This is a genomic window from Phyllobacterium ifriqiyense (assembly GCF_030817885.1).
GTDB lineage: Bacteria > Pseudomonadota > Alphaproteobacteria > Rhizobiales > Rhizobiaceae > Phyllobacterium > Phyllobacterium ifriqiyense.
This window is the reverse complement of the sequence record NZ_JAUSZT010000003.1, coordinates 117,485-142,717: the sequence shown is the minus strand read 5'-3', so window position 1 is coordinate 142,717 and position 25,233 is coordinate 117,485. Positions and strand designations below refer to the sequence as shown.

The 25,233-nt window shown below is 50.8% G+C and carries 28 protein-coding genes and 1 tRNA gene; 20 read left to right on the top strand and 9 right to left on the bottom strand.

The features are described from left to right. Window positions 1-53 precede the first annotated feature (53 nt). Window positions 54-782, bottom strand: coding sequence for an SIMPL domain-containing protein (locus QFZ34_RS08020; protein WP_307279392.1), 729 nt, complete (start codon window positions 780-782; stop codon window positions 54-56). 141 nt (window positions 783-923) lie between these two features. Between QFZ34_RS08020 and QFZ34_RS08015 the strand changes: the two genes are divergently transcribed. The 4 genes from QFZ34_RS08015 to QFZ34_RS08000 all read left to right on the top strand — a co-directional run bounded on the left by QFZ34_RS08015 (window position 924) and on the right by QFZ34_RS08000 (window position 4,757). Then, window positions 924-1,217 (top strand): hypothetical protein, encoded by a 294-nt coding sequence (locus QFZ34_RS08015; RefSeq protein WP_307279390.1) that lies wholly within the window; start codon window positions 924-926, stop codon window positions 1,215-1,217. A gap of 182 nt (window positions 1,218-1,399) precedes the next feature. Continuing rightward, window positions 1,400-2,431, top strand: coding sequence for a thiamine pyrophosphate-dependent dehydrogenase E1 component subunit alpha (locus tag QFZ34_RS08010; RefSeq protein WP_307279387.1), 1,032 nt, complete (start codon window positions 1,400-1,402; stop codon window positions 2,429-2,431). A gap of 4 nt (window positions 2,432-2,435) precedes the next feature. After that, entirely contained in the window at window positions 2,436-3,434 is a 999-nt protein-coding gene (locus QFZ34_RS08005; protein ID WP_307279384.1) for an alpha-ketoacid dehydrogenase subunit beta, read from the top strand. Window positions 3,435-3,437: 3 nt separating this feature from the next. Further along, window positions 3,438-4,757: an acetoin dehydrogenase dihydrolipoyllysine-residue acetyltransferase subunit gene (locus QFZ34_RS08000; RefSeq protein ID WP_307279381.1), complete on the top strand. Its 1,320-nt coding sequence runs from the start codon at window positions 3,438-3,440 to the stop codon at window positions 4,755-4,757. Here the strand turns inward: QFZ34_RS08000 and QFZ34_RS07995 are convergent. After that, the gene (locus QFZ34_RS07995; protein WP_115052475.1) at window positions 4,738-5,376 is read right to left on the bottom strand and encodes a hypothetical protein; all 639 of its coding nucleotides are present in this window, start codon (window positions 5,374-5,376) and stop codon (window positions 4,738-4,740) included. The genes QFZ34_RS08000 and QFZ34_RS07995 overlap by 20 nt on opposite strands. Window positions 5,377-5,573: 197 nt before the next feature. Here QFZ34_RS07995 and QFZ34_RS07990 point away from each other — a divergent pair, with 197 nt between their 5' ends. Genes QFZ34_RS07990 through ptsP form a run of 5 tightly spaced genes read left to right on the top strand, consistent with a single transcriptional unit; the run spans window position 5,574 to window position 10,244 of the window. Then, complete coding sequence (locus QFZ34_RS07990; protein ID WP_115052476.1) at window positions 5,574-6,008, top strand: transcriptional regulator GutM; 435 nt, start codon at window positions 5,574-5,576, stop codon at window positions 6,006-6,008. Window positions 6,009-6,050: 42 nt separating this feature from the next. Then, window positions 6,051-6,809 (top strand): PTS glucitol/sorbitol transporter subunit IIC, encoded by a 759-nt coding sequence (gene srlA, locus QFZ34_RS07985; protein WP_307279373.1) that lies wholly within the window; start codon window positions 6,051-6,053, stop codon window positions 6,807-6,809. Between the two features lie 17 nt (window positions 6,810-6,826). Beyond that, window positions 6,827-7,849 carry a PTS glucitol/sorbitol transporter subunit IIB gene (srlE, locus tag QFZ34_RS07980; RefSeq protein ID WP_307279370.1) on the top strand — a complete coding sequence of 341 codons (1,023 nt, stop codon included), beginning with the start codon at window positions 6,827-6,829 and terminating at the stop codon, window positions 7,847-7,849. Window positions 7,850-7,878: 29 nt separating this feature from the next. After that, window positions 7,879-8,256, top strand: coding sequence for a PTS glucitol/sorbitol transporter subunit IIA (locus tag QFZ34_RS07975; RefSeq protein WP_115052479.1), 378 nt, complete (start codon window positions 7,879-7,881; stop codon window positions 8,254-8,256). Window positions 8,257-8,294: 38 nt separating this feature from the next. Continuing rightward, a complete protein-coding gene (gene ptsP / locus QFZ34_RS07970; protein WP_307279367.1) occupies window positions 8,295-10,244 on the top strand; it encodes a phosphoenolpyruvate--protein phosphotransferase in 1,950 nt (649 codons plus the stop codon). Window position 10,245: 1 nt separating this feature from the next. On the opposite strand, the gene QFZ34_RS07965 is transcribed toward ptsP, so the two are convergent. Continuing rightward, on the bottom strand, window positions 10,246-10,986 hold the full coding sequence (locus QFZ34_RS07965; protein WP_307279365.1) for a hypothetical protein: 741 nt from the start codon (window positions 10,984-10,986) through the stop codon (window positions 10,246-10,248). A 132-nt stretch (window positions 10,987-11,118) separates the two neighbouring features. Here QFZ34_RS07965 and QFZ34_RS07960 point away from each other — a divergent pair, with 132 nt between their 5' ends. From QFZ34_RS07960 to QFZ34_RS07945, 4 genes are all read left to right on the top strand, one after another. Then, window positions 11,119-12,174: a sugar-binding transcriptional regulator gene (locus tag QFZ34_RS07960; RefSeq protein WP_370878725.1), complete on the top strand. Its 1,056-nt coding sequence runs from the start codon at window positions 11,119-11,121 to the stop codon at window positions 12,172-12,174. A 98-nt stretch (window positions 12,175-12,272) separates the two neighbouring features. After that, window positions 12,273-12,349 (top strand) — tRNA-Ile (locus QFZ34_RS07955). 419 nt (window positions 12,350-12,768) lie between these two features. Then, complete coding sequence (locus tag QFZ34_RS07950) at window positions 12,769-13,389, top strand: autotransporter outer membrane beta-barrel domain-containing protein (RefSeq protein WP_307279362.1); 621 nt, start codon at window positions 12,769-12,771, stop codon at window positions 13,387-13,389. Between the two features lie 488 nt (window positions 13,390-13,877). Next, window positions 13,878-14,351, top strand: a complete 474-nt coding sequence (locus tag QFZ34_RS07945) for a VOC family protein (protein WP_307286177.1) — start codon at window positions 13,878-13,880, stop codon at window positions 14,349-14,351. A 38-nt stretch (window positions 14,352-14,389) separates the two neighbouring features. Here the strand turns inward: QFZ34_RS07945 and QFZ34_RS07940 are convergent, their stop codons facing one another. Continuing rightward, window positions 14,390-14,689, bottom strand: a complete 300-nt coding sequence (locus QFZ34_RS07940; RefSeq protein ID WP_307279359.1) for a DUF982 domain-containing protein — start codon at window positions 14,687-14,689, stop codon at window positions 14,390-14,392. Window positions 14,690-15,163: 474 nt separating this feature from the next. Between QFZ34_RS07940 and QFZ34_RS07935 the strand changes: the two genes are divergently transcribed. Together QFZ34_RS07935 and QFZ34_RS07930 are read left to right on the top strand one after the other, a co-directional pair. Continuing rightward, window positions 15,164-15,502: a hypothetical protein gene (locus QFZ34_RS07935; protein WP_307279356.1), complete on the top strand. Its 339-nt coding sequence runs from the start codon at window positions 15,164-15,166 to the stop codon at window positions 15,500-15,502. 36 nt (window positions 15,503-15,538) lie between these two features. After that, the gene (locus tag QFZ34_RS07930; protein WP_307279354.1) at window positions 15,539-15,733 is read left to right on the top strand and encodes a hypothetical protein; all 195 of its coding nucleotides are present in this window, start codon (window positions 15,539-15,541) and stop codon (window positions 15,731-15,733) included. A gap of 41 nt (window positions 15,734-15,774) precedes the next feature. Here the strand turns inward: QFZ34_RS07930 and QFZ34_RS07925 are convergent, their stop codons facing one another. After that, complete coding sequence (locus tag QFZ34_RS07925; RefSeq protein WP_307279351.1) at window positions 15,775-15,978, bottom strand: hypothetical protein; 204 nt, start codon at window positions 15,976-15,978, stop codon at window positions 15,775-15,777. A gap of 423 nt (window positions 15,979-16,401) precedes the next feature. On the opposite strand from QFZ34_RS07925, the gene QFZ34_RS07920 reads away from it, so the two are divergent. Together QFZ34_RS07920 and QFZ34_RS07915 are read left to right on the top strand one after the other, a co-directional pair. Beyond that, window positions 16,402-16,623: a hypothetical protein gene (locus QFZ34_RS07920; protein ID WP_307279348.1), complete on the top strand. Its 222-nt coding sequence runs from the start codon at window positions 16,402-16,404 to the stop codon at window positions 16,621-16,623. Between the two features lie 69 nt (window positions 16,624-16,692). Beyond that, window positions 16,693-17,295, top strand: a complete 603-nt coding sequence (locus QFZ34_RS07915) for a cysteine hydrolase family protein (protein ID WP_307279344.1) — start codon at window positions 16,693-16,695, stop codon at window positions 17,293-17,295. Between the two features lie 2 nt (window positions 17,296-17,297). Here the strand turns inward: QFZ34_RS07915 and QFZ34_RS07910 are convergent, their stop codons facing one another. The 3 genes from QFZ34_RS07910 to QFZ34_RS07900 form a co-directional block, all read right to left on the bottom strand. Beyond that, a complete protein-coding gene (locus tag QFZ34_RS07910) occupies window positions 17,298-17,510 on the bottom strand; it encodes a hypothetical protein (protein WP_307279341.1) in 213 nt (70 codons plus the stop codon). Window positions 17,511-17,659: 149 nt separating this feature from the next. Beyond that, complete coding sequence (locus QFZ34_RS07905) at window positions 17,660-18,121, bottom strand: GFA family protein (protein ID WP_162802467.1); 462 nt, start codon at window positions 18,119-18,121, stop codon at window positions 17,660-17,662. Window positions 18,122-18,566: 445 nt separating this feature from the next. After that, complete coding sequence (locus QFZ34_RS07900) at window positions 18,567-20,699, bottom strand: sensor histidine kinase (RefSeq protein WP_307279335.1); 2,133 nt, start codon at window positions 20,697-20,699, stop codon at window positions 18,567-18,569. Window positions 20,700-20,919: 220 nt separating this feature from the next. Between QFZ34_RS07900 and QFZ34_RS07895 the strand changes: the two genes are divergently transcribed. After that, the gene (locus QFZ34_RS07895; protein ID WP_307279332.1) at window positions 20,920-21,423 is read left to right on the top strand and encodes a peptide deformylase; all 504 of its coding nucleotides are present in this window, start codon (window positions 20,920-20,922) and stop codon (window positions 21,421-21,423) included. A gap of 134 nt (window positions 21,424-21,557) precedes the next feature. Continuing rightward, the gene (locus QFZ34_RS07890) at window positions 21,558-22,949 is read left to right on the top strand and encodes a GGDEF domain-containing protein (protein WP_307279328.1); all 1,392 of its coding nucleotides are present in this window, start codon (window positions 21,558-21,560) and stop codon (window positions 22,947-22,949) included. Here the strand turns inward: QFZ34_RS07890 and QFZ34_RS07885 are convergent. After that, complete coding sequence (locus QFZ34_RS07885; RefSeq protein ID WP_307279324.1) at window positions 22,942-23,958, bottom strand: LacI family DNA-binding transcriptional regulator; 1,017 nt, start codon at window positions 23,956-23,958, stop codon at window positions 22,942-22,944. The two genes, QFZ34_RS07890 and QFZ34_RS07885, sit on opposite strands and share 8 nt — an antisense overlap. 181 nt (window positions 23,959-24,139) lie before the next feature. Between QFZ34_RS07885 and QFZ34_RS07880 the strand changes: the two genes are divergently transcribed. After that, complete coding sequence (locus QFZ34_RS07880) at window positions 24,140-25,168, top strand: ABC transporter substrate-binding protein (RefSeq protein WP_307286174.1); 1,029 nt, start codon at window positions 24,140-24,142, stop codon at window positions 25,166-25,168. The last annotated feature ends 65 nt before the right edge of the window (window positions 25,169-25,233 follow it).

The following is a 25,233-nucleotide window of genomic DNA, read 5'->3' as shown; positions in this document are numbered from 1 at the left end:
ATATAAAAAGGGTGCTTTGAAGCACCCTTTTTATTACTGGCTGTGTAGATTGATCAGTTCTTTAGTTCAAAAGTAACATCCACAGTTACGTTGTAGGTGTTCTCGCCAGCAGCGACCGGGACAGAATCTGCAGCCATTGCCATCATCTTGCTTTGCGCCATTGGCATGGGACGAGGGTTTCGCGATTGCTCGCTAATCTGTACAATTTTGCCAAGTTCAACGCCCGCAGCTGTGCTGAGAGTTTTCCCTTTTGAAATAGCACTGGCAACGGCTTTTTTTCGTGCTTCTTCCAGGATCGCATCCGGCTTGTCGTTGGTGAATACGAGATTGCCACCCTGATTAACGCCAAGTGACACAGATTGGTCCAAAATTTCTCCAACCTTCTTCAAATCGCGGACGCGCACAGAAAGCGAATTGGACACTGCATAGCCAACGATTTTTGGTGCTTCAGGCTGTTGTTTGCCGTCCTTGTTTTCCGGATAAACATAACGCGGTTCAATGTTGAAGCCGGAGGTCTGGAGATCGCGATCTGCGATTCCTGCCTTCTTCATTCCGTCCAGAACCTTGGCCATTGATTCATTGTTGGCAGTCAGCGCTTCTCGTGCCGTTGGTTTCTCCTCCATAACAACCAGCGAAAGAACCGCTGTGTCAGGTGCAATCGCAGCTTCGCCTTCGCCGGTTACGATGATGCGCGGGCGCGGAGTTTCATCCGCAAGAGCAGCAAAAGGAACAGCAATCATCGCAGTCGTTGCAAGGGCTAGGGTCAGGATTTTAGATGTCATGGATATCTCCCCAAATGACGTGAAGCTGCTGACTCGCAGGTCATTATGGGTGGATTAGGGCAAAAAGCAAAAAATCTCCGACTGCATAAAATGCATCCAAAAGCGTTGTTCGACGTTCCTGAACAACCAAAGGAGTGCATTATGACTGACGAAAGAGAGAAAATTAGCGGCAAACAGCCGGAAAAGCAGGAAAAGCCTGACAGAATACCAATCGAAACCCAGGATTGGGATGAGGTTGGTGTGACTGAAGTGCAGGCCGATGATGAGCTGGCAATACTGGGTGAGCGGCAAACCGAATCCGAAGACGCCGGCGATCTGTCCGAAGACGACGATGATAATCCATATCAGGAAAGCGATGCAGCTCTGCCTGATGACGAGGAGGAAGCTGAGATCGCATTTGATCCGGAGCGAGAGGGTCACCGGTTTGGTGACTAAACAGCAGTAACTTTGCTGGAAAGACAACGCCTCGTTAAGGGGCGTTTTCTTTTTCTACAGCATCGCAAGTTGTGGACATAGGTATTGACTAAGATACAAATGTTCATTACTCGATATGCAGTGCTGCCATGTCTTTCGGGTCGCGAGCAGCGTAATTCGACAATCAGTCAAGGAGTCCCGGGATGGCTTCCGCCAGAACGTCAAATGCCAAGCTCAAGGACGACGGCAGCAACCTTCCATTCGCCTTTCGGCACTACACGCCAGATCAGTTAAAGGAAGCCTTGCGCAAAATGTATCTGATACGCCGTTTTGAAGAGGGCGCTGAGGAATCGTACACACGCGGGCTGATCCACGGTACGATGCACCTTTCAATCGGTCAGGAGGCGAGTGCCGTCGGTATATCCATGCCGCTTGCCGAAAATGACATGATCACCTCTACACATCGTGGTCATGGTCATTGCATTGCCAAGGGCGCGGACGTTGCAAAAATGTTTGCTGAGTTCTTTGGCAAAGAAACCGGTTACTGCAAGGGGCGTGGTGGCTCCATGCATATTGCGGACGTTTCCAAAGGCAATCTTGGTGCAAATGGCATTGTCGGCGGAGGCATTCCTATCGCCGTGGGCGCAGCGCTGTCAGCCAAGAAACAGAAAAACGGTAAGGTCGTTATTTCCTATTTCGGCGATGGTGCAAACAATGAGGGTGCCTTTCATGAGGCCCTTAACATGGCTTCGGTATGGAAGCTTCCTGTTGTTTTCGTCTGCGAGAATAATGGTTATGGCATGTCTACTTCCACCGCACGTTCTACTGCCGTCGCCAATGTGGCGGACCGGGCGGTCGCGTACAACATGCCGGGTGTAATCGTCGACGGTAATAATCTTTCAGACGTTGCCGAGGCCTCTCACAATGCAGTGGAGCGGGCGCGGCGCGGCGAAGGGCCCACTCTTGTCGAATGCAAGACCTATCGGCATCGCGGACATTCGAAAAGTGACCGCAACCGCTATCGTACCAAAGAGGAAATCGAGGAGTGGATCAGCAATCGTGACCCCATTCATCTATTTGAGGATCAATTGAAAGAGTTTGGTTTCCTTGATGACACCCAGATCGCTGACCTTCGCGATAGTGTAGCAAAGGAGATCGCCGACGCGATCGAATTTGCCAAGGACAGTCCATCACCGGACCTCAATAATCTCACGCGTGACGTATATACGGACTGATCACATGAATGAAGTAGTGCGCGAACTGAGCTATTCGCAGGCAATCCAGGAGGCGATGGCCATCGCCATGGAGGCTGATGACCGGGTGTTCCTTATGGGGGAGGATATAGGCGTCTATGGCGGCGCCTTTCAGGTAACCGGTGATCTGGTGCAACGTTTCGGCGAAGATCGCGTCATGGACACGCCTATTTCAGAACTGGGTGGGGCGGGTGTTGCTGTGGGCGCTGCTCTGACAGGTATGCGGCCCATATTCGAGTTTCAGTTTTCTGATTTTGCCGCGCTGGCGATGGAACAGATTGTCAACCAAGCAGCGAAAATGCGCTACATGCTCGGCGGTGCCGTCTCAGTTCCTCTGGTCATGCGGTTCCCTGCGGGCTCCGGCACGGGAGCGGCAGCACAACACAGCCAAAGCCTCGAAGCATGGTTCGGTCATGTCCCCGGACTGAAAGTTATCCAACCCTCGACACCCTATGATGCCAAGGGCATGCTTCTTGCTGCAATCGAGGATCCTGATCCTGTCATGATCTTCGAACATAAGCTTCTTTACAAAATGAAGGGGCAGGTTCCCGAGGGTCATTACATTGTCCCTATAGGCAAGGCGGCTATTGTGCGCGAAGGCACTGACCTTACGATTGTTGCGTCGGCTATCATGGTTCACAAGGCGCTTGAAGCGGCCCAGGAATTGGCCAAAGAAGGCATTAACGTTGAAGTTGTCGATTTACGAACTGTGCGTCCGATGGACAAGGACACCATTATTGCCAGCGTAAAGAAAACGTCGAAGCTCATGTGCGTATATGAGGGTGTGAAAACACTTGGCGTAGGTGCCGAGGTGAGCGCCATGATTGCCGAAAGTGAAGCATTTGACTATTTGGACGCGCCAATCGTTCGTCTTGGCGGCGCCGAAACTCCCATTCCTTATAATCCCGATTTGGAGAAGGCGACAGTCCCTCAAGTGCCCGGAATTATCCAGAGCGCGCGCGATCTCGTAAAAGGGGTGCGATAGGTTATGCCAGTCGAAGTTATCCTGCCAAAGGTCGATATGGATATGGAAAGCGGCCAAATTTCGCGATGGTATGCGAAGGAGGGGGACTCGATAACAAAAGGTCAATTGCTTTTTGAAATTGAGACTGACAAGGCGGCGATGGAAGTTGACGCGCCGGCATCCGGTGTTTTGCGTAATGTGACAGCACAGGAAGGATCCACCGTTCCTGTAGGACAAGCTGTCGGCTGGATATACGCTGAAGATGAAAGCTACGACACGGCCATTGCTCCTGTAGAGACGGAAGTGCAAGCTACGGTGCCGCAGCAGCAGTTAGAGGTAGTGTCGCAAGATGTTCCGGCGAAACCTACGGACGTGGCCTCTGCCTCACATGAAAACGACGGTATCCGCGCAACTCCTCTGGCCAGGCGCATTGCGCGCGAAGCAGGTGTCGATCTCACCTCTATCGCCGGTTCCGGACCAAAAGGCCGAGTGCAAAAGAAAGACGTTGAACTGAAAACCTGCGTCAAGGCTGTTGCCATGCCTAAAGCCAGCCAGACACAAGCCAGCAATGGAGATATGCTCAAGACCGCTTGGTTGCGGGAGGGCAAAGACAAGTCGCTTGCGCCGGTTGTGCTACTTCATGGCTTTGGCGCAGATATGAATAGCTGGCGACCGATGCTCGGCGGTGGCAGTATTGATAACCCAATTTTCGCCGTCGATCTGCCTGGTCATGGCGGGTCCACATGCTCTATTCCCGGCGAACTTGAAGCGATTGCCGAAATGGTTGAGCAGACCATTGCCGCGCAACGTTCCGGACCACTCATACTCGTTGGGCATTCGTTCGGTGGAGCTATTGCTGCTCTGATTTCTGGTCGCGGAAATTTGGACGTTCAAGCTTTGGTCTTGATAGCGCCAGCTGGATTAGGCCCGGAGATCAATGGTTCATTCCTTGCCGGTTTCGTGCGCGCCCGGACTGAAGCCAGCTTGACTGCATGGATGAAGCAGCTGGTTGAAGATGAGAGCCTTCTAACCAAGTCCTTTGTTGCTGCAACTTTGCAACAGGCAGAGAACCATGATCTGCGTGAAGCGCAAAGGCTGATCAGTGACCGCTTTTTTGCCGACAGCACTCAGGTTTTCGACATAAGGCCGACCTTGAATCGTCTCTCTATTCCGGTCCGCATTATTTTCGGTGCTGCTGATCGTATCATTCCGGCAAGCCATGGCGCTGGCCTACCGGGCGAGATCGCTTTGCATATGTTTGGTCAAACCGGTCATATGCCGCAACTGGAACGCCGTGAGGCTGTTATGCGGATATTGAAGGACGTCAGCCAGTCGGTAAAATAAGATTGGCAGTCCTTTTACCGAGCGTGGCGCGCCGGATGGCGCTCCGTGCAGATGCGAGATTTGGTGTGATCCAATTGGGCTCGATGCCGATGAATTTGTCGAGAAAAGCAATCGCGTAATCGGGTATTTCAGCAACATTCTCGCGATAAGACCACCAAGTTCGTAAATCCTCGGCGCATTTGCTGGTCTCCGGTGCTGTGCCAAACTCCTGTTGGCAGATGGCGGCAATCGCACCCACGCAATAGTTTGTGTAGAGAAAGCCCTCTGGCCAAAACGCAACAATTTCGCGCATTTCCGGTTGTGACAGGGCATTTTCGCTCGTCTTTCCGGTGAGCTTTGCAGGCTCCTCTTTAATCAGTTCCTTAAGTGCGATACCTGCCGCGAAGATGATGAAGTCTTTCCGATCGATATCAGCGTATGATTTTTGCAATTCGACGGTTTCAATCCAGTTGAGAAAGGCTCGCGTCAATTTGGTATCGTCGATCGAAAAGTGATAACCAAAATGCTGGGTGATAAGCGCAGCGTTTTTGCGAAAAGCCATGCGAAACCAGCGCAATTGACGCAAGCGATGCCGCAGGTCCGGCACATGGACAAGTTCATCCTTAAAAATAAAGCTCATTCCTGTTCACCTGCCTGCGTTTAGCTTGGACTTATGTATTATACATATTGACACTTTAAAGAACAAATGTTCTATTTTTTCTGTTCACTGTCGGTATTTTCGATCGTCGCCATTCCCTTTTCAAAAACCCGTGACGGTTTTTCAGGTTATAGGCTAATCATAACACATCGTACGGTGAAACAGGGAGGAGAGTTGGTATGGTCATGTGGCAATGGGGGTTGCTCGCGCTCGGTCTTTTGTGGGCTTTGCAATCGCTGGGCGTCTGGTACCAGATGCGCCACTATACCGACGTCATGAAGGGGATCACGTCGAAGTATAATGATGGTTTTGTTGGAGCCGGCAATGTTCGCGGTCGCCTTGGCAAGGGCATGATCGTACTGATCGTAACAAATGCAGATCTGGCAATTCAACGATTTCTGGTCATGAGTGGCCGTTCGGTTTTCGCGAAGTTCAGGCGACGCCCCGAATTTGAAAATATGTCGATTGAGGCTTTGCGAACAAGTTCATTGATGACGACAGAGGAAGATCGTGCGCTCGCAAAAGCGACAGAAGTTGCGATAGCTCAGATCGATAGAGCAAAGGCTGAGCCGAAGAGTAAGGGTCTTACCGGTATAAAGGCTGTCAACGCATAGGGATGGTCACTTCGAGGGGGTGACCAAAAGGAGGAGGGAAACATGTCAATTCTAACAATTTTGGCACAGCATGCGGATATCGCCGCCCACCATATATCGGTGGCCGGGTCGATTGTTTCGGATGCGGCCTTGCATGGGAAACATGCAATCGATCATGCGGGAAATGATCTTGTCATTCTTGCACAGTCAACCGGCGACATTTCCGTCGAAGAATTCAAGCAGAAGCTGCAGAATGTACAGCAAGAAGAACAACTTGGCTGGCTGACAAGTATCGGTAAATATTTCATCGGTATTTTTCAAAAGGGTGGTGAGGTTTTCGCCGGTTTCGTGACCGGTATCATCCCTACTCTGGTCGTGCTGATGACGGCGTTCTATGCTCTGACGGAACTAGTGGGAGAAGAGCGAGTCCACGGTATCGCACGTGGCGCTGGGCGTATCGCACTGACACGCTACACAATTCTGCCGCTCCTTTCGGTGTTTTTCCTTACCAATCCAATGGCCTATACTTTCGGCTCCTTCCTTGAGGAAAAGCATAAGCCTGCATTCTACGATGCGGCTGTTTCTTATGTGCATCCACCTCTTGGGCTTTTCCCGCATATCAACCCGGGCGAGTATTTCGTTTGGGGTGGTATTCTGGTGGCGCTTCTGGAGCTTGAGAAAAAAGGTGCTGTCCCCGCCGGCTATCACATCAACGTCGCGATCTGGTACGCGATTGTTGGACTGGTAGTCATTTTGCTGAAGGGCATGCTGACTGAGCGGATAACGGCCATCATGGCGCGCCGTCAGGGCATTGAGCTTTAGTCTGGGGGGAACAGATAATGTCAAAAACTTATACGCCAGTTAAAATCTCTCGCGGCAAGAACGGATGGGGCGGCCCACTCGTGATCCAGCTGACACCGGAGCGGAACAAAGTTGTTTCCGTTACCGGAGGTGGTATTCATCCAGTCGCAAGGCGAATTGCCGAGCTTACCGGTGGTGAGGCGGTTGACGGCTTCAAGGCCCCGCCCGTTGAAGGTGAAATGGGTGTTGTTGTTGTCGATTGCGGTGGTACGGCGCGTTGCGGCGTTTATCCTCGCAAGCGCATTCCGACGGTTAATCTGACATCGGTTGGGCAAGCTGGACCTTTGGCACAGTTCATAACCGAGGACATTTATGTATCGGGCGTGAAAGAAGCCGATATCGAGCTTGCGGACGGATCTCAGTCTAGCACGGTTGCAGGCGCATCAGCTTCACGATCAACACCTCCGACGCCGGCAGAGCTTGCCGCTTCGATGGGGGCTTCTGATGCAGGACAGTCCAGCGAGGGCGGTCTAATTGGCCTGATCAGTGCTGTCGGTCGTGTGATGGGCCGTGTCGTTGGCATTTTCTTCAATGCCGGTCGCCGTACAATTGATCAGGTCGTTCGCAATGTTCTGCCTTTCATGGCGTTCGTTACCATGCTCATCGGCTTCATCCTCTATACCGGTATTGGCGATGTACTGGCACAGCCTATGGGCCCTCTTGCCAATAATATTGTTGGCTTGCTGATACTTTCCGCCATTTGCGGCTTGCCGTTCCTATCACCAATATTAGGGCCGGGCGCCGTAATCGCGCAGGTTATCGGGGTTGCAATTATCGGTCCACAGATCGCCAATGGCACTATATCGCCTGCGATGGCTCTGCCGGCGCTCTTTGCCTATAATACGCAAGTTGGCTGTGACTTCGTTCCGGTTGGCCTGGCGCTGGGTGAAGCCAAGCCAAAGACCATTGAAATTGGTGTCCCCGCTGTTCTGATCAGCCGCCAGATCATGGGACCCGTATCCGTGCTGATCGCTTGGGTCGTCAGCCTGATCGTATTTTAAACCAAAAGAAGAGATAGAGGTTCGCCATTATGTCAGTCCAATTCAAAACACGGATAACAGCCGTCGGGCCTGAAGTGGCGGATCTTGCGGAAGGAGGCGTCGTCATTCTTTTTGCCGACGGCGCTCCTCCCGAGCTTGCCGAGGTCTCCGTTCTCCATCTTGCGGAAACAGAGGCTTCTGATTCCAGTCCTCCCGTCGGCTCAGTCATTCAGATTGGGGATATCTCCGCCAAGATTACCGGAATGGGTGATTACGCATGGCAAAAGGTCAAGGAAATTGGCCATGTTGTTATTACTTTTAATGGCGCCAGCAAGGTGGAGCGACCTGGGGAAATTTGTGCTGCTGAAATATCAGCTGACAGGCTTGTAGCCGCCCTGAAAGTGGGAACCGTAATTACCATCGGTTGATTGCCGGAAAACACATCGAATACCGAAGAGAGAATTGAATGGAACGCTCGACTATCGTCCGGGTGCATGATGGATTGCATGCCCGACCAGCCACTCGATTTGTAAATCTTGCCAAAGGTTTCGAATGCGATATCGAATTGATCAAGGCTGACAAGTCGATCAATGCGAAAAGCTCAGTGAAGTTGATGCTGCTTGGCGTCAAGGAAAATGACGAGATAACTGTTCGTGCTACTGGAGCAGATGCGGCCGAGGCCATTGAGGCGCTTATCGGCTTTCTCGAAAATCCACACTCAGGCACATTTGAAATCAATACAGCCGAAAAAATCAAATCGGTTGAGGTCGCGCCGGTTGCAAACAACACCGTGTCGCACAGCCATCTGCGCGGTGTTGCGGCAAGTGAAGGCTTGGCAATCGGGAAGGCCTTTGGTTTTTTTCCGGCCGTAATTGATCAGGAAAACCGGACAATCGCGAAAGACGCCATACCAGCCGAACTCGCCCGGTTGAAACAGGCTTTTGCAACAGTGCAGGATCGCATGAATGCATCGCTTGAAATTGATAATCTTGCCGCAAGCGATAGAGGGATCATTGCGGCGCTAAAAGATATTGCTTGTGACCAAGATCTCGTCGACGGTGCCACAACACTTGTTGAAAGTGGAATGGATGCAATATCGGCCGTGATTGGCACGACATCCAGAATAGCCTCAGATTTTGCTGCTATCGATGATCCTTATTTGAACGCGCGCGCTGACGACATGAACGCTGTCGGCCGCCAGATATGCCTGGCTCTGCTTGGCCAAAACGATGTCAATTTGGACGCAATTCCAGAGGGATCAATCCTGATAGCCGAAGATATAGGGGCTTGGGATTTGGCGCGTGCGCCCTTGAAGCGCATTGCAGGTATTGTATGCGGCCGCGGAGGGGCTACTTCGCATGTGGCCATTATTGCGCGCGCGCACGGTATTCCTGCGGTGCTCGGACTTGGATCGGATGTGCAACGACTAAGCAATATTGGCACCGTTGCAATCGATGGTAATAGCGGCGAAGTGTTTGAAGATCCGGATCAGGAGATTGTCGCAAGGTTTCAAAGAAAAATTGCAGAAGCTACAGCCGAGAAACATGCGCTGAGCGTCTTCAAAGACTTCATTCCCAAACGCGCAGATGGAACGATTATCGAAATTGCGGCTAATATAGGCTCGCTTGAGGAAATTGAAGCAGCGCAGGAAGCCGGTGCAATGGGTGTCGGGCTTTTCCGGACCGAGCTTTTGTTTATGCGGCACATGCATCTGCCGTCAGAAGATTTTCAGACAGAAACCTATGCAGCGTTAGCCACTGCTTTTGCACCTTATCCGGTTATTGTCCGCACACTTGATATTGGCGGAGACAAGGCCGTTTCGGGCATTGATTTTCCTGACGAGGATAATCCATTCTTGGGATGGCGCGGAATTCGCATGTGTCTTGATCGGCCCGATGTGTTTAAACCCCAGCTGCGTGCGCTTTTGCGGGCTTCCGCCAAGGGAAATATCAAAGTCATGTTGCCAATGGTCTCAAGCATCGATGAGGTGCATGCCACGCGAGCGCTGATTGATGAGTGCATCGCTGAACTGAAAGCTGAGAGCCAGGAATATGCATTGTTTGGTTTGGGGGTGATGATCGAGACGCCAGCCGCCGTATTGATCGCTCCGGCATTGGCACGCGAAGTGGCATTTTTCTCTATAGGGACGAATGACCTGACCCAATATATCATGGCTGCTGACCGTCTCAATCCCACGGTTGCCAAGTTGAATGATGTAACTCATCCGGCTGTCATGACCGCAATTGAGATGACAACCACCGCCGGTGTTCAGGCGGGAATAATGGTCGGAATGTGCGGTGAAGCAGCAGGCCGTCCTGATCTCATCCCGACTTTCATTAAAATGGGCCTAACCGAGCTGAGTATGAGTCCTGCGTCGATACAAAGGGCTAAAAAATGCGTACAGGACTTCGGTTAGCTTAAGGCAGGTGTGGTATCAGAAAGGCGAACAGGTCGGATAATGCGTGAAGCTTATCCCGTGCCATTATAGCCTGTTCGAGTTTTTCGGGGCGAGCCTGTAAGGCCAATAAGGTTGTTTCTACCAACTTCTCCCCGTCGGGTTGATGATTTGAATATGTTGCCAGACCTATAGCTAGAGCGAGTGCAGAGAAGCACAAAAATGATCTCGTTTGATCCGTCGCCTGCTGGGTGAACAGAGCGGTGCTCCGGTAGCGCGCGTGCAGTTCAATAGCCAATGCGGCGCATGCATTTGCAATCGCCTTCGGATCACCGCTTTTTGTTGCGGAAAGCAAGGTGGCATGCCGGCGAATCATGGTGGCATGGACGGATGCGAAGCCCGCTTCATGAACGAGCGCATTGGGTTCATGGAGTGCCTTCAAAAGATATTTTGTCAGGTAATAAGCGTCGCGGCAGAACAATGCTTCGCCAGCATCGCCATTCTCAAAGAAGTAGGCGGCCAAGCTACGCGCCTCGGGAGCGCCCGAATGAGCAGTCGGATCGTGTGAAATCAACGAAATTGACACTGTTTCTGCTGATGTGAACGCTTTATCCAAAACGCGCGCGACCTTATCGAGCATGAATTCCGGGAGTTCATGAGGCGTCAATTTCACATCTTGCCGGCTGGCTCTTATGAGATGGCGAACATCTCGGAGCCTGTCTTTAAGATTGACGACGAAATCGTTTTGAATGTCCCGTAGCATATTGGCAATCCCGTGCAGGAAAGTGGATAAGACTTTGTATCTTTTTTTCTTGGCTTGCTAAATAACATTCTGGTGGAGTTGTATAATAATGACCACGCAGGTGATTTGCCTGCAGGTATAGGGGGGAGATGATTGACCGATCGACGCAAGCGACCGAATAGTGCTGCCGGCAGCCCGAAAAAAGCAGCGCTCGATGTGGGCCAGCCTGATACAAAAATCAGCCGGATGCGCATGCGTGCTGCATGGATGTATTACATAGAACAGATGACGCAGAACGAGATTGCCGAGGTCCTCGGGGTTGGACGCGTGACAATTGTGCGCATGCTGGCAGAGGCGAGGGCGCGCAATGAGGTCAAAATCGGTATCCAGGGTTATCTTTCTGATCTCATCGCGTTGGAGCGCGAAGTAGAGCAGCAATTCGGCTTGGAGAAGGTGATTATCGCACCCTTGTCCCAAGCGGAAAGCGATCCGATACCTGCCATCAGCGCTGCAACTGGCGCATATCTATCCGATGTTGTCAGTAATGGCATGCGCGTGGGGGTGGGCTGGGGCCGCACATTGCTCAGCACGCTCTCATTCATTGAGGCGCGCGCGCTGGAAGACTTCACCGTGATCTCGCTTTTGGGTGGAATCAGCCAACCGCGCCGATTCAATCCGGCGGAATTTGCATGGCAATTCGCCCAGCTTTTTCAGGGTGAAGGCTATCTTATCCCCGCTCCGGCAATGGTGGACAGCATTGAAACCCGAACCGCGCTCATTGAGCGATGCGGATTGAAAAGCGTGTTCGAAATGGCGGAAGACCTGGATATGGTGCTGCTCAGCGTTGGCGCCATCGAAACTGCATCAAGCACACCTTATCGTATCGGGTTTCTCAATGAAGGGCATCAAGCCTCACTGGCTGAAAGAGGCGCGGTTGGCGATCTGTTATTCCATTTTTATGATAGGCAGGGAAATCTGGTCGATCACCCGGTTCATGATCTCGTCATGTCTGTCGGCATCGACACCATACAAAGGGTGCCGGTGCGCGTGCTTACATCGGGCGGGCGGGAAAAGATCAATGCGCTTCATGGAGCTATGAAGCTCATTCGGCCAACTGTATTCATCACCGATGAAGAAAGCGCCCGACAATTGCTTGCGCTGGCCGATGGCGAAACGGCGCGAACCGAAATTTCTGTTAGAAAAAGTTGAGGTAATTGGACTGTTTGGCAAGTCGGGGATTGCATTCAGGATTTTTCCCGTTATTGATCCCCGCACGGCTTGCGTGTCTTGCAACGCTGCCTCAGGTGGGGCCTGTAGCTCAATTGGTTAGAGCCGGCGGCTCATAACCGCTTGGTTGGGGGTTCAAGTCCTCCCGGGCCCACCATTTTTACATTCGACAAGTGATTTCCATGGAATAGCGCTTTGGATTACCAAGCGTCGGCTTTGATCTTTTCAAAGCTCTTTCCCGCAACATCCGATTGATAAATTCTGCTCGGAGTTAGAGTCTTTCATCGCCTAAGTGTAATTCACACCCAACAAGTCTTTTAATGCCTTTATATGATGAGCGTTAGAGGGCAAATCTGGACAGTGGTGCCGTTTGGACACGTATTGATGGAGCGCATTCAAGCATTGATCCCCACACCTCCACAACACGCTCCGACTATGACCATAATAGTTGGCGATTGCAGTCAGGGCTGGACGGCAAGCTGCATGAAACCGAATTCGGCATCTTGATGGGCGGCGTCACTGTCCATTATGGACAAGTTTCAACCAATGCTTCCTCAGTATTCGGCGATGGTTCGATTGAACGGACGGATATGGCTTTGGCGGAACGCTGACCTGCTGGCGCAAAACGGCTTCTATGTTGATGGTCAGGTCCAGGTCACATGGTATGAAACCGACATTGGTTCCGATATGCTGGGACGCAGCCTGGCCAATGACAATGATGGTTTTGGTTATTCGCTGAGCCTTGAAACAGGCAAGCGGATTGCCCTTGCTGGAAACTGGTCAGTTACGCCGCAGGCGCAGCTGGCATATTCCAACCTGGATTTTGACAGCTTTACCGACCCGTTTGGCGCTCGAGTCTCGATGGACAGAAGTGAGAGCCTTAAGGGGCGCGTCGGGGTTGCAGCTGAATATCAAAACGCTTGGCAGGATGCTTCAGGCAGGATGGCGCGCAGTAATGTTTACGGCCTTGCCAATCTGTACCATGAGTTCCTTGATGGATCGGATGTTGATGTGGCTGGTGTGAACTTTGCCAATGAAACAGATCGGACGTGGGGCGGCATCGGTGCTGGCGGTTCTTATAGCTGGGCCGATGACAAATATTCCATCTTCGGTGAGGTTTCGCTGAATGCCAGCCTGAGCAATTTTGCCGACAGCTATAGCGTCAACGGAACAACAGGCTTCAAGGTGAAGTTCTGATTGCTTGATTTGAATAATGTTGGCGGGCCGGAGCAATTCGGCTCTTCAGCGTTGATTACCTATTGGCGTGGCGCATCTTTGAAGGCCTCAAAAATGCGCGTTGCCTATCTGAGAATTTTCACATATTGGACGGAGCATAATCAGCGCCGGTGCAATGAGGCAATAATGCAGGCTAGAAATCGATCTTCAAGATTTGTGCTGCTAGAGGCATTATTCATGACCCTGCTTTTTGTTATCCTCGTTGCCATTGCATTTGGCGGGTTTTATTTCTTTATCGCCAATCCATATTATTTTACCTCCCCATCAATGTAGCTGATCACCGTTGCCATCATAGGAATTTGCAAGCGCGTGCCCGGCGATTTCAAATGCAGGTGATGAGCACATCTTGTCGCGTGTGCGCCATGATGGTTGCTACACGCCTTTTGCCTGTTGATCAGCTTCTACACTGTATGCAGTATAGGCTTGAACAGGGAGGATAAGTGATGCCAATCGCCAAAAACACAATATGCATTTGGTACGACAAGGATGCTGAGGCTGCTGCACACTTCTATGCAGAAATTTTCCCCGACAGTTCAGTTACAGCTATTCACCATGCTCCCGGTGACTTTCCGTCCGGTGAGAAGGGAGATGTACTGACTGTTGAATTCACTGTCGCTGGGATACCGTGCCTCGGTCTCAATGGTGGCCCGGCATTCAAACATAATGAAGCTTTCTCGTTTCAAATCGCTACGGATGATCAGGAAGAAACAGACCGTTATTGGAACGCAATAGTAGGGAATGGCGGACAAGAGAGCGCATGCGGATGGTGCAAGGACAAATGGGGCGTGTCATGGCAAATCACGCCACGAGTACTTACTGAAGCTTTGTTTGCCGGAGGCGATGGAGCTAAACGCGCATTTGCAGTGATGATGGACATGAAGAAAATTGACGTCGCCGCAATCGAAGCCGCCCGCCGAGGCTGATAAATAGGGCCCCAGCGGGCAGGAGCCGTCCTTTATGTTCAGGCAGTCATAAGACCACCGTTCGGCTTTGCTTTCATGATCCAGGGCATCACAGCAGCTGGATCTTCAAGGATTTTTGCCTTTCGCGCAAAACCTTCGAATGCCGAGTGGGCCACACTTAACGGTTTGTGACCATCAAATGCTTCATGGCAAATTCGCGTCGCGGTTTCATGAATGAGGTCGCGATTTCTTTCCGGCCAATTGTCCAAAAATTCGATCGCCTCATCGAGGGTTGCGATTTCTTGAACGATTATCGACCCCTCTTTTACGAAGATCGGGCTTTCAAAATATAAGTTCATCAAGTCCTCCTGAATGGGAAACCGAGAGTTCGTGAGCTTTGACCTCAGACTTTACCCAACCTTATGCGGCGACGCATACAGCCACCTTTGGCTTTGCGGAGGATTTGGGAGATCGTTTCAGGCGGTGCGTAGTCTCGAGCCACCTGAGCCTTGATTTGTTTAAGGAGCTCCGGTGAAGCCACGCGATTAGTAGTTTTTAGAGTCAGTCCTTCCATGTTTTGCCACTCCCTGAAGAATAACAAACTGCACCCACGGATTAAGCGTGGTGTAGGTTTTGGGTTGTTTGGATGGCGTAAATTATAATTTTGAGAAGTAAGGGTTTCAAGACTTTTGTACAAATTTCATTTCCAATGCGGGCTGGAAAAGCGGTTGCGTCGAAGTAATGAAAGAGGACAATCCTGTTCGCCCCGCGTGTGGCATGTCGGAACCATAATCATTTTCGATGGTTCATCTTTCAAACGGAAGGAGGCAGTCATGACCGATACGCGCTCATCGAACCATAATGTGAAAGAAACCGGGAAAGAGGCAAGGCAGGGCCCACTGGGCAAGCCGATATTGTATGTTTTAATAGGTGGGCTGCTTCTTGCATTGATTGCTTGGGGCGGTGCCGAATTGTTCGGAGAAGGTACTGACAACAGTGCAACTATAACCGAGCAAGAAAATCCTGCAGCCGGTCAGAATAAACCTTCCGATCAGGCAACACCTCCGTCTGGCGATCAACCCACCACCAATCCGCCAGCCGAAAATGCCAGGCCGCAAACCGGCACTGGTGGAGGAACGCAAGCAAACCCTCCAAGCGCCACGCCGCAGTGATGCTGAACAGATATGAATCTCGAAAGGAACATTACGTTGACAGAAAAATTGGGTAAGGGTGACCCGAAAAAAGACGCCAAAGGTCAGTTTGCAAAAACTCGGCATGGCGCGAAAAATGATGGTGTCTCCAGCGCCAACCCGCGAATTATGTCCGGCAAGGAAGATGGTGATGCCACATTCAAATCAAGCGCAAAAGAAAACGAACGTGATCGGCAAGCGCCAGCTAAGTAATCTCAAGCAGATGCTGTCAGATCCGTTCAGCCGGAACTGCATCAGGCTGGCGATACAATCGCTAGAACGATTGCGATTATTAGCAATAAAGGTCCCATCCATTTGAAATGAGGAACGATGTTTGCAAGCCAAGCATTCTTGGCGCTTTGATCGGGAGTTGGAAATGAAAGATAGCGGAAGCCCACACCCGTCATCCATAATCCGGCACAAAACATAATTACTTCGTCAATATAAGCGGCGATCATCCACTTGCCCCCTTTGTTACAGCGCAATCTAACCGTGTAGCCAAGTGGAAAACAAGAGGGTGCACGCCGGGGTTTGAAGGCAAGACTATTGGTTCAATTATCGTTATTGCCCGGATTGATCTAACGCATGCGGTGATGGTTGTTGCCCGGTCGTGCGATTTTCAAGCGGATTGATAATAATGAATGCAGCCGTCGCGATTACGACAACAGCGGCGCAGATCCAAGCTATTCTTGTTGTCACGTCCCGTCTCCTTTTCCTAACCTTACGTCGATTGCAGCAGCGCGCTCCGGTCGGCGAGCCATGACCTGAATTTTGTTGAAGGAGCAAACCTCTTGAGTTGGAAACGGTTCCTGCAATGAATCAGTTCCCTTGGCTGCAACCCTTGCTCGATAAAAAGGTTGTAGTAGCTGGGAGGACTGATCATGGAACAGCCAGATCTGGTTTCGAAATACAGAGCTTCTTTGAAAGAAGGGGATGATGTGAAAATTCTCAGGCACGAGTTGGCCTCGGGTTGCCCAGACGATAGCAAGTGGAGGCAGGCGAAAGTCATTTCAAGTTCGGAAACAGCGCTAACAGTGGTTTATGATGATGGCAGTCAGGAGGTTGTCGAATGGAATTCAGGCCGTGTGCACTCCTCTGCCTGATGCTGATTTGAGCGTGATCTGCGTTCGCAAATTTAACCACGTCCTTCAACGTTACACTGCATTGTTGACATGGCTTCGGGATTGAGATTCGGACCTATCGGAGAAAACACTGTGCATCTGTGTGTGGATATGCAGTGCCTTTTTACAGGCTCGAGCCCTTGGGCGATGCCGTGGTTTGAGCGCGTTTTACCCAATGTGTGCCTGCTGGTTGAGAAGCGGCCTACTCATACAGTGTTTACGAGGTTCATACCTCCTTTATCGCCGGAAAATTCGGGCGGAGCTTGGGCTCGGTATTATAATAAATGGCGTTGCATGACGCTTGACCAGCTTCCTCCTGAAGATGTGAATCTGGTCGCCGAACTCGAATCATTTGTTCCGCCAGCGCGCGTCGTTGATAAGAGCGTTTACTCTCCTTGGCACTTTACCCAACTCCAGCAGACGCTGCGGATGGCTAATGTCGATACGCTATTGATTTCGGGAGGAGAGACGGATGTCTGCGTCTTGGCAACTGTTCTTGGTGGCGTTGATCTGGGCTATAGGGTAATTCTGGTCAGTGACGCAGTTTGCAGCTCGTCGGATCAAGCTCACGATGCGATGCAGGGTTTTTATGCTGGACGGTTATCTCTTCAAGTCGAGACAGCAGAAACGCAGGTCATTTTAAGCAATTGGTGATGCTAATCCAAGCGTTCAATCTGTCCATCATTCATTTTGAAGACGCCGTCCTGACCGCCCTGCCGGTTGAAGTCACGTTCCAACTCTTCCCACCGCCCAAGCAAAACCCCGCATGTGCTGCAATAGATTGGCGTGTCGCTTTGCACATCTTTCGGAATTTTCAGATAGATGGTGCCGCAGTCTTTACAGTCCAATTTATGATCCAGGCGTTCCATGATATCACCTCCAAGCGGAGATTGCGCTTGGTTAAGAATGAAGTCTATAGGCAATCATGGCCGCTTTCTTGTACCACATCAATGCCATGTAAACCGGCATTTTTTTGAGGGACGACGCTGCCAATTATCTGCAGGCAAATGCTGGGGTTTCAGCTTTTTTCGCCTTTTGCCATGCGTTCTGCTGGCGTGCCGACTGCAGGATGACGATCACGTGTGTAGGTGTCTATCCTTTGAAGATCATCGTCAAACTTCACCCAGGGCAGATGCATGCTCCAATACCCGTGAACGGAGGGCGGAAACCTCTCGGGACGGTCAAAAAATCCTATTGTAAGGTAAAGTTCGTCGGCAATTCCGGTGTCTTGATATCCGATGGATGTGCCGCAACGTCCACAAAAACTACGCTCAATGCCAAGCGTTTTGGAAAAGGTTTTGAGTTCACCAGAAAGGAGCTGAAACTGCGATGGCCGATAACCAACCCATACAGTGAGTGGGCTGCCAATCGCCTTCCGGCAATCGTCATCGTGGTCGAAATTAACCCAGAAAGGCTCTCCCTTAAGTTCCGCTTTGATATCTCCGCAAAAACACGAGCAGGTTTCGATACGTTCACTCACGGCCCGACCTCTGTTTTTCCAATCGATCAGCAACAGAAATTACGCCAGAGCAGAGCTCAGCGGACATGGTGAGTTTAATGTCGTCATTCCTGGTGTCTATACAGCCAAGAGCACTGCCATCACTGCAAAAGCTCCGAACAAAATCATGGAGCAGGTTATGCCGTTGGAAAGGTCACCATTTTGCTTTATGTGCCGCATCATATCGACTCCTCCTGAGCGAAACTGGATAATCCAGAATGTCCTCAAACGATCACGTGACTACCTTGGCTAGCGCCAATGTCGTTGGTCGATTTCATGATCCTGTTTCCGTTTGGCTGCGAAATACTGTTTTCGCGCTTCAGATACCGGAGACGCAACTATAATCATTTTATTAATCTTGTTCAATTTTTACGGGCCTAATACATCATCACATTTTGATGTGCGTCATGAAAGATCGTGATGCAGTTTAAGCCGCAGAGGTTTCAACAAGTCTAGGAAAGACCATTCGCATTAGTGCGCCGCGTCCGCCATGAAAGTTTGCGGGCGCGTCGAGCAGTTCCAGATGGCCACCATGGTCTTCAATGATCTTATTAACGATTGCCAGACCAAGTCCGGTGCCTTTTTCTCGGGTCGTAACGTATGGCTCAAGCAGTTGATGGCGGTTTTCCGCGGGTAATCCCTTGCCGTTGTCCAGGACTTCGACCAGGATTGAGGCGCCGGAGCCCTTTGCACGAACAAGAATGTGTCCTTGATCAATGATGCCTTGCTCAAGTACCGCATCGATTGATTCAGATGCGTTCTTGATGATATTCCCGAAAGCTTGGCCGAGCAGGCGATTGTCGAAATTGCCAAGAAGCGGCTCATCGTCGAACTCATGCTCGAATGTGATGCGATTATTGCTGATTTCCACGAGGAATGAAGCGTCTTTAAGCACGTCTACTACATTTGTGGTAACGAATTCCGGTTTTGGCATTCGAGCAAAATCTGAAAACTCGTCAACCATACGGCCAATGTCACCAACCTGACGAATAATCGTGTCGGTGCATTGATCAAAAATTGCGCGATCTTCAACAATAACTCTACCATAGCGGCGGCGGATGCGTTCGGCAGACAATTGAATGGGGGTAAGCGGGTTTTTGATTTCGTGTGCGATACGTCGGGCCACATCTGCCCAGGCAGACGAACGATGGGCTGCTACGAGATCAGTTATGTCATCAACTGTAACGACATAAGAAGCGTTTTTGGCGTCGGCATCTTCGCGCGTTATTTGAACATTGAGCGAGCGGGCAATGCCATTGCGGGTAATGCTGATCTGTCTGCGGCTTGATGATCGATCGTTGATACCGGCCAGAGCAAAAATTTCGCTGATCTCCGGAAACACCGAGGTAAGCTGCTGACCGAGGGTTTCCGATACATTGATATCAAGCATGTTTTCAGCAGGGCGGTTCAAACCCGCAATTTCGCCATTTGCATTGACGCTGATAACACCGGCGGTGACGCCCGATAGCACCGCCTCCGTAAAACGCCTACGTTCGTCGATCTCATCCTTGGCTGACGTGAGATCATCGTGCTGGGTTTTTAGCTGTCCGACCATGTTGTTGAATGTCTGCGACAAAGCTCCAATATCGCCGTCGGAACCTTTTACAGGCACGGAAATATCGAAATTGCCAGTCGCCACCTCTTCTGCTGCGCTAATAAGGGCGCGGATCGGCTGCACGACACGATTTGCAACAGCGATACCTGTCCAGACAGCCGTCAATAGAAGCAACAAGGTTAGTTCGGTGTACAGGAGCGCATAGGCAATTTGTGTATTAGACCTGTTACTGGCAAGTAATTGATATTCCGTATTATTATCGTTCATAATACGCATATTGTTGAGGGCGGACGAGTCTACCGAGCGTATTGTGTAAAGGTAGAGATCAGGCAGAGCCTGCGTTTTGATCACAGCCCCTACAAGATTGGTTGATCCTGGCGGAATCAAAACTGGGCGATCACCGGCTGCACCGCTAATCGCTTTCAGGGGCACCGCCGGCAAGACCAAATCGTTGAACAATCGCGCGCTGACGACGACTTCTCCCGTGGATTTAACGAGCGAGGCACCCAGCAGATTATTGCGATCAGCGTCATATGTTAGCCAATCCGAAAAAGCGCCCCTATCAAGATTGTAGAGCAGCCTGCGCTGATCAAGTTCGATGACCATCGATAAGGTCGTGGACAAAAGGCTTTGGGCATTGTCTTCGGTATAAGACTGCGCAGCTTTGATCGACATGTCGATGATCTGATTATTCTCGGGATTAATCCAGGAATTCAGCCGGTTGTCGAGAACGATAAGCGAGAAGCAAGCAACTATAATTGATGGAATCGAGGCAATCAGAGCAAAGATAATAGTGATGCTGGTATGCAGGTCACGATTCTTCTCTTTGCTCTTGAAAAAAATCAGTTTTCTTAACGTTGCATAAGACAGATAAATGAGCACGAGAATTGATATTGCATTCGCCCCGACGATGACCTGCGTAACAGTCTTCGTCGGAGAAATTCCGGTTATACCCATCATGACGACAAAGGAGATGATCGTGGTCGCCAGAACCAAGAGCGTCATTCCTAACGCACCCTTGGGTAATACCTGCGGTTTCAATATGCTTTTGTCGCCCGGCATCCGTCAGCCTCTTTGTGCCGCTCAAATTTATCCGAGCGACGACATTTCGATTATCGCTCCCAGCTTCCCTTGTAAAGCAAGCTTCCCGCAGGACATTGCGCTATAGCGGCGAGAAAGGTTATTTCATGACCTCTCTCGCCCATCTGCCTAATGGAGAATTGCGTTGACAAGAAGAAGGGTTTTAACGTTTCCGGATGCTGGTTTGCGAGCGATTGCCAAGCCCGTGAAAGAGTTCAATCAACATTTGCAGGAATTGGCAGATGATCTCCTGCAGGCAATGCGAGCGGCACCTGGAATTGGTATTGCTGCCCCTCATATTGGTGTGCTGGAACGCGTTATTGCTATAGAGATTCCTGGAGGGGCGGGACCATCAATTTATGTTAATCCCATGGTGGAATGGTCGTCCAGCGAAACGGCGCGGTATGACGAAGGAAGTATTTCCATGCCGGGCGTCACGGAATCCATAGAGCGCCCTGCTGCAATCCGGATACGTTATCAGGACTTGTCGGGCCGCGAGCAAACGGAAGCCGCCGATGGTCTGCTTGCAGTTTGTCTGCAACATGAGATTGATCAACTCGATGGGATTTTCTGGATTTATCGATTATCCAAATTGCGACGGGATCGGATCGTCAAGCGCTTTGGTAAGATCGGAAACGTTATAGAATAATTTTCTGGCAGCGTGGCGATCTATTGAGTAGCTGATTTGATCTAGAACAATCTATCGGCGCAATCACATAGTATTATTCTTGACTGCACCTTTCTTCTTTAGGCAATGTGAGGTTGCAAAGTGGAAGTAGAGCAATGTCAATCAGCAAGTCGCGACAATCACCCTTCAATATAGCGAATGAAAGTGGTGGTGATCGTTTGCTTCAGATTGAAGCAGTCTATGACAGGGTGCCGGTCGGCCTTTGCTACCTCAATCAAGATGGATTGATTGTCACGATCAATGACCAACTGTCTCGCTTGCTAGGTGTGGAAAGCAAGATAGCTGTTGGCCGTAACATAGAGGACATTGTTCCACTCCACGCTCCGCTTTTGCGCAAAGGCTTGGCAGCGGCCAAGAGTGGAGAAGTCATTGCGGATGGTGAAGTCGAGATCGCTGAAGAAAGCTTCATGGTTTCTGCTGCTGCTGTGATGAATGATCTGGGCCAGTTTGCCGGTATTTCAGTTGCCTATACCAATATTACCGAATTACGCCGGGCCACCCGCAAGTTGCAGGAAACTGAACAGCGGACTGCCTATGCCCTTGAGAATGCCGGCCAATGGATATGGGATCTGAATATACCAGCCAACCAGGTGTGGCGCTCACCACAATATCGCATTCTACTCGGGCTTGACCCGAATGCGGCTGAAAAGCCAAGCGTTGGCTGGGACATTCTGCACCCGGACGACCGGGCACACACACTCCAGGCATTCGATGATGCACTCAGTGGCAAGAACCCGCTTTTTGAAGCAATCTATCGCGTAAAACGGCCTGATGGCGGCGATACTTGGATATTAAGTCGCGGCAAGATTGTTGAATATGACGCCAACGGTGCGCCGTTGCGCCTGCTGGCGACCAGTGTCGACATCAGCATGCAAAAGCGTATCGAAGAACAACTTTCGAGCACGGTCGAATTGAGATTGAAGCTCGAAGAGAAACTCTTGGCTGCTAATCGCAAGCTCAGGAATCTTTCTGAGCGCGATCATCTCACCAATTTGCCGAACAGACGAAAATTTGCTCATCTTTTGCGGCAAGCATTTGGACAGGCTCATGATGTCCACAAGGATCTCGCCGTGATAATGGTCGATATTGATCACTTCAAAACCTATAATGACTTTTACGGGCACCTCGCAGGCGATGACTGTCTTATTCATGTCGCTCGCAGCTTGAACAAGGTTGTAAAACAGACAAGCGGATCGCTGGCTCGTTTCGGGGGTGAAGAATTCGCCGCGCTCTTATCCGGTGTTTCCAAGCACGAGGTGATGAAAACCGCAACTCAGATGCTTAATTCCGTCACTGCAATGAAAATTAAACATGAGGCGAGCCCGAGTGGATTGGTATCGATTAGCCTCGGTATAGCGATACTTGACGAAAACAACAGAGCGGCAATCGCCGGGCCGGACGATCTTTTGAACCTGGCCGACACTGCACTCTACCAGTCCAAACGCAATGGACGTGGGAGAGTTAGTCTTTGGGGAGCATTCAGCTAACTTGCTGATGATTGCCTCGAACGGTTTTTCGCCAAACCAGGGGAGCATTGAAAGTCTGGGATTTGACGTTCTGGGTATCGGCGGCTTCGCTCAACCACAACAGGCTCGCCTGAACGATTTGATCAATCGGTTGAGCAAAAGTGGTCAGTTCATAGGAAGACCAGCTAGCTTGCTCAATGTCGTCGAAGCCGATCACGCAAAGATCTTCGGGTATCCGGACGCCAAAATCTTGCCTGGCACTATCTATAAATCCGAGCGCCATCAAATCATTGACACAAAAAACGGCATCCGGTCGGTCAAAACTGGTTAGAAGGGAGTGCGCAGCATGCCTGCCACTCTCGTAAACCGTATTACCATGGCTGGTAACTGTCACATTGAGACCAAAACTTGCTGCCGCAGCCAGGAAGCCGTTTTCCCGGGCCATCAGGCTCGGCGTTCCCACTTCTGAGTTGACAAACGCAAGTGCACGGCAACCCGCTCTTAAAAAGGCATTTACAGCTACCTTGGCTGCCTGATGGTCGTTGAGATTGATGTGAAAAGGACCATTAATGTTATCGTCGCGATTGATGAGAACGATCCTCTGTCCGCTGTCGAGGCACAGCTTTGTGATCGCTTTGTCAGGAAGTCCCGAAAGCAATATTGAAGCATCAGCGCGATAGTTCAATGTTTGCCGTAAAGCTGCATCAACACCGCCGTCTGAACGATCGGTATTGATGAGCATTGATATTTTTCCGGCTTTTTGCAGTTCGTGAGAGAAAGCGCGAACGAGCCGTGCACGATATGGCGTGTCCATTTCAGATACGACGAGACAGACAATACCGCTTTCGCTGCGCATGAGGCCCCGCGCGAGCTGATTGACGTGGTATCCCAGAGTTTGAGCCGAATTCATGACGCGTTTGCGCGTATCTTCTGAAACGCTCGCGCCAGGCGTAAACGCGCGAGAAACTGCTGATCGCGATACGCCCGCATGACGTGCGACGTCATTAGCGCTGACAAATGACTTGCTCAAAAAGCCCTCCCTTTGCGTAATTTGCACACGCTTGCGTACAACATAACTGCATTCATATGCAAATTTATCGGAAGTATTCAAGTTCCTTACTTGACAACAGGACTTTGCATGTGAAACTTTTGCACACGCTTGCAAAATGCGTGCGGCATGGAGGTGCCGTGTTATCCAGGGAGGAATAATGATGCGTTCAGTGTTCGCAATTGCCGCTGCTTTTGCTTTTGGACTTCAGATGGTGCCGGGCGAAGCCAAGGCAGCTGGAAATCTCAATTTGATCTGCTCGGCCGATGTCGTTATCTGCGAAATGATGAAGGACAGGTTTGAGAAAGAAAAGGGGATTTCCGTGAATATGGTGAGACTCTCGTCTGGAGAGACCTATGCCAAAATCCGCGCAGAGGCGCGTAATCCAAAAACCGATATTTGGTGGGCAGGCACCGGTGATCCTCACCTTCAGGCTGCTTCCGAAGGCCTGACGCAGGAGTATAAATCTCCACTGCTGGACCAGTTGCAGGATTGGGCCAAAAAACAGGCTGAGAGCGCTGATTATAAAACAGTGGGCGTTTACGCCGGTGCGCTTGGCTGGGGATACAACACGGAAATCGTGAAAAAGAAGGGTCTCAAGGAAGCCAAATGCTGGGCTGATTTGGTTGATCCTGCCTTTAAGGGCGAAATTCAGATGGCAAACCCCAATTCCTCGGGTACGGCCTACACGGCCTTGGCATCTCTCGTGCAAATTATGGGAGAAGATAAAGCTTACGAATATTTGAAGCAGCTCAATGCCAATGTCTCACAATACACAAAATCCGGTTCGGCGCCGGTTAAGGCTGCGGCCCGCGGTGAGACTGCGCTCGGTATTGTGTTTATGCACGATGCTGTGGCGCAGATATCGGAAGGTTTTCCCATCAAGGCTGTCGCACCATGCGAGGGCACCGGCTATGAGATCGGCTCGATGTCGATCATCAAGGGGGCTCGCAACCTTGACGAAGCCAAGCAGTGGTATGATTGGGCCCTGAGTGCTGACACGCAATCGCACATGAAGGATGCAAAATCCTTCCAGCTGCCTTCGAACAAGAGTGCCGTCGTTCCGCCGGAAGCTCCGAAGTTTGAAGACATCAAGCTCATTGATTACGACTTCAAAACCTATGGTGATCCTGCCAAGCGCAAGGAATTGCTTGAGCGTTGGGATAAGGAAATCGGCGCAAGCGCTAATTGATTGTCTATTAATCTGGAGCATGCCCGGAGGGTTTCCGGGCATCTCTCGCCATATTTTTGAAGATA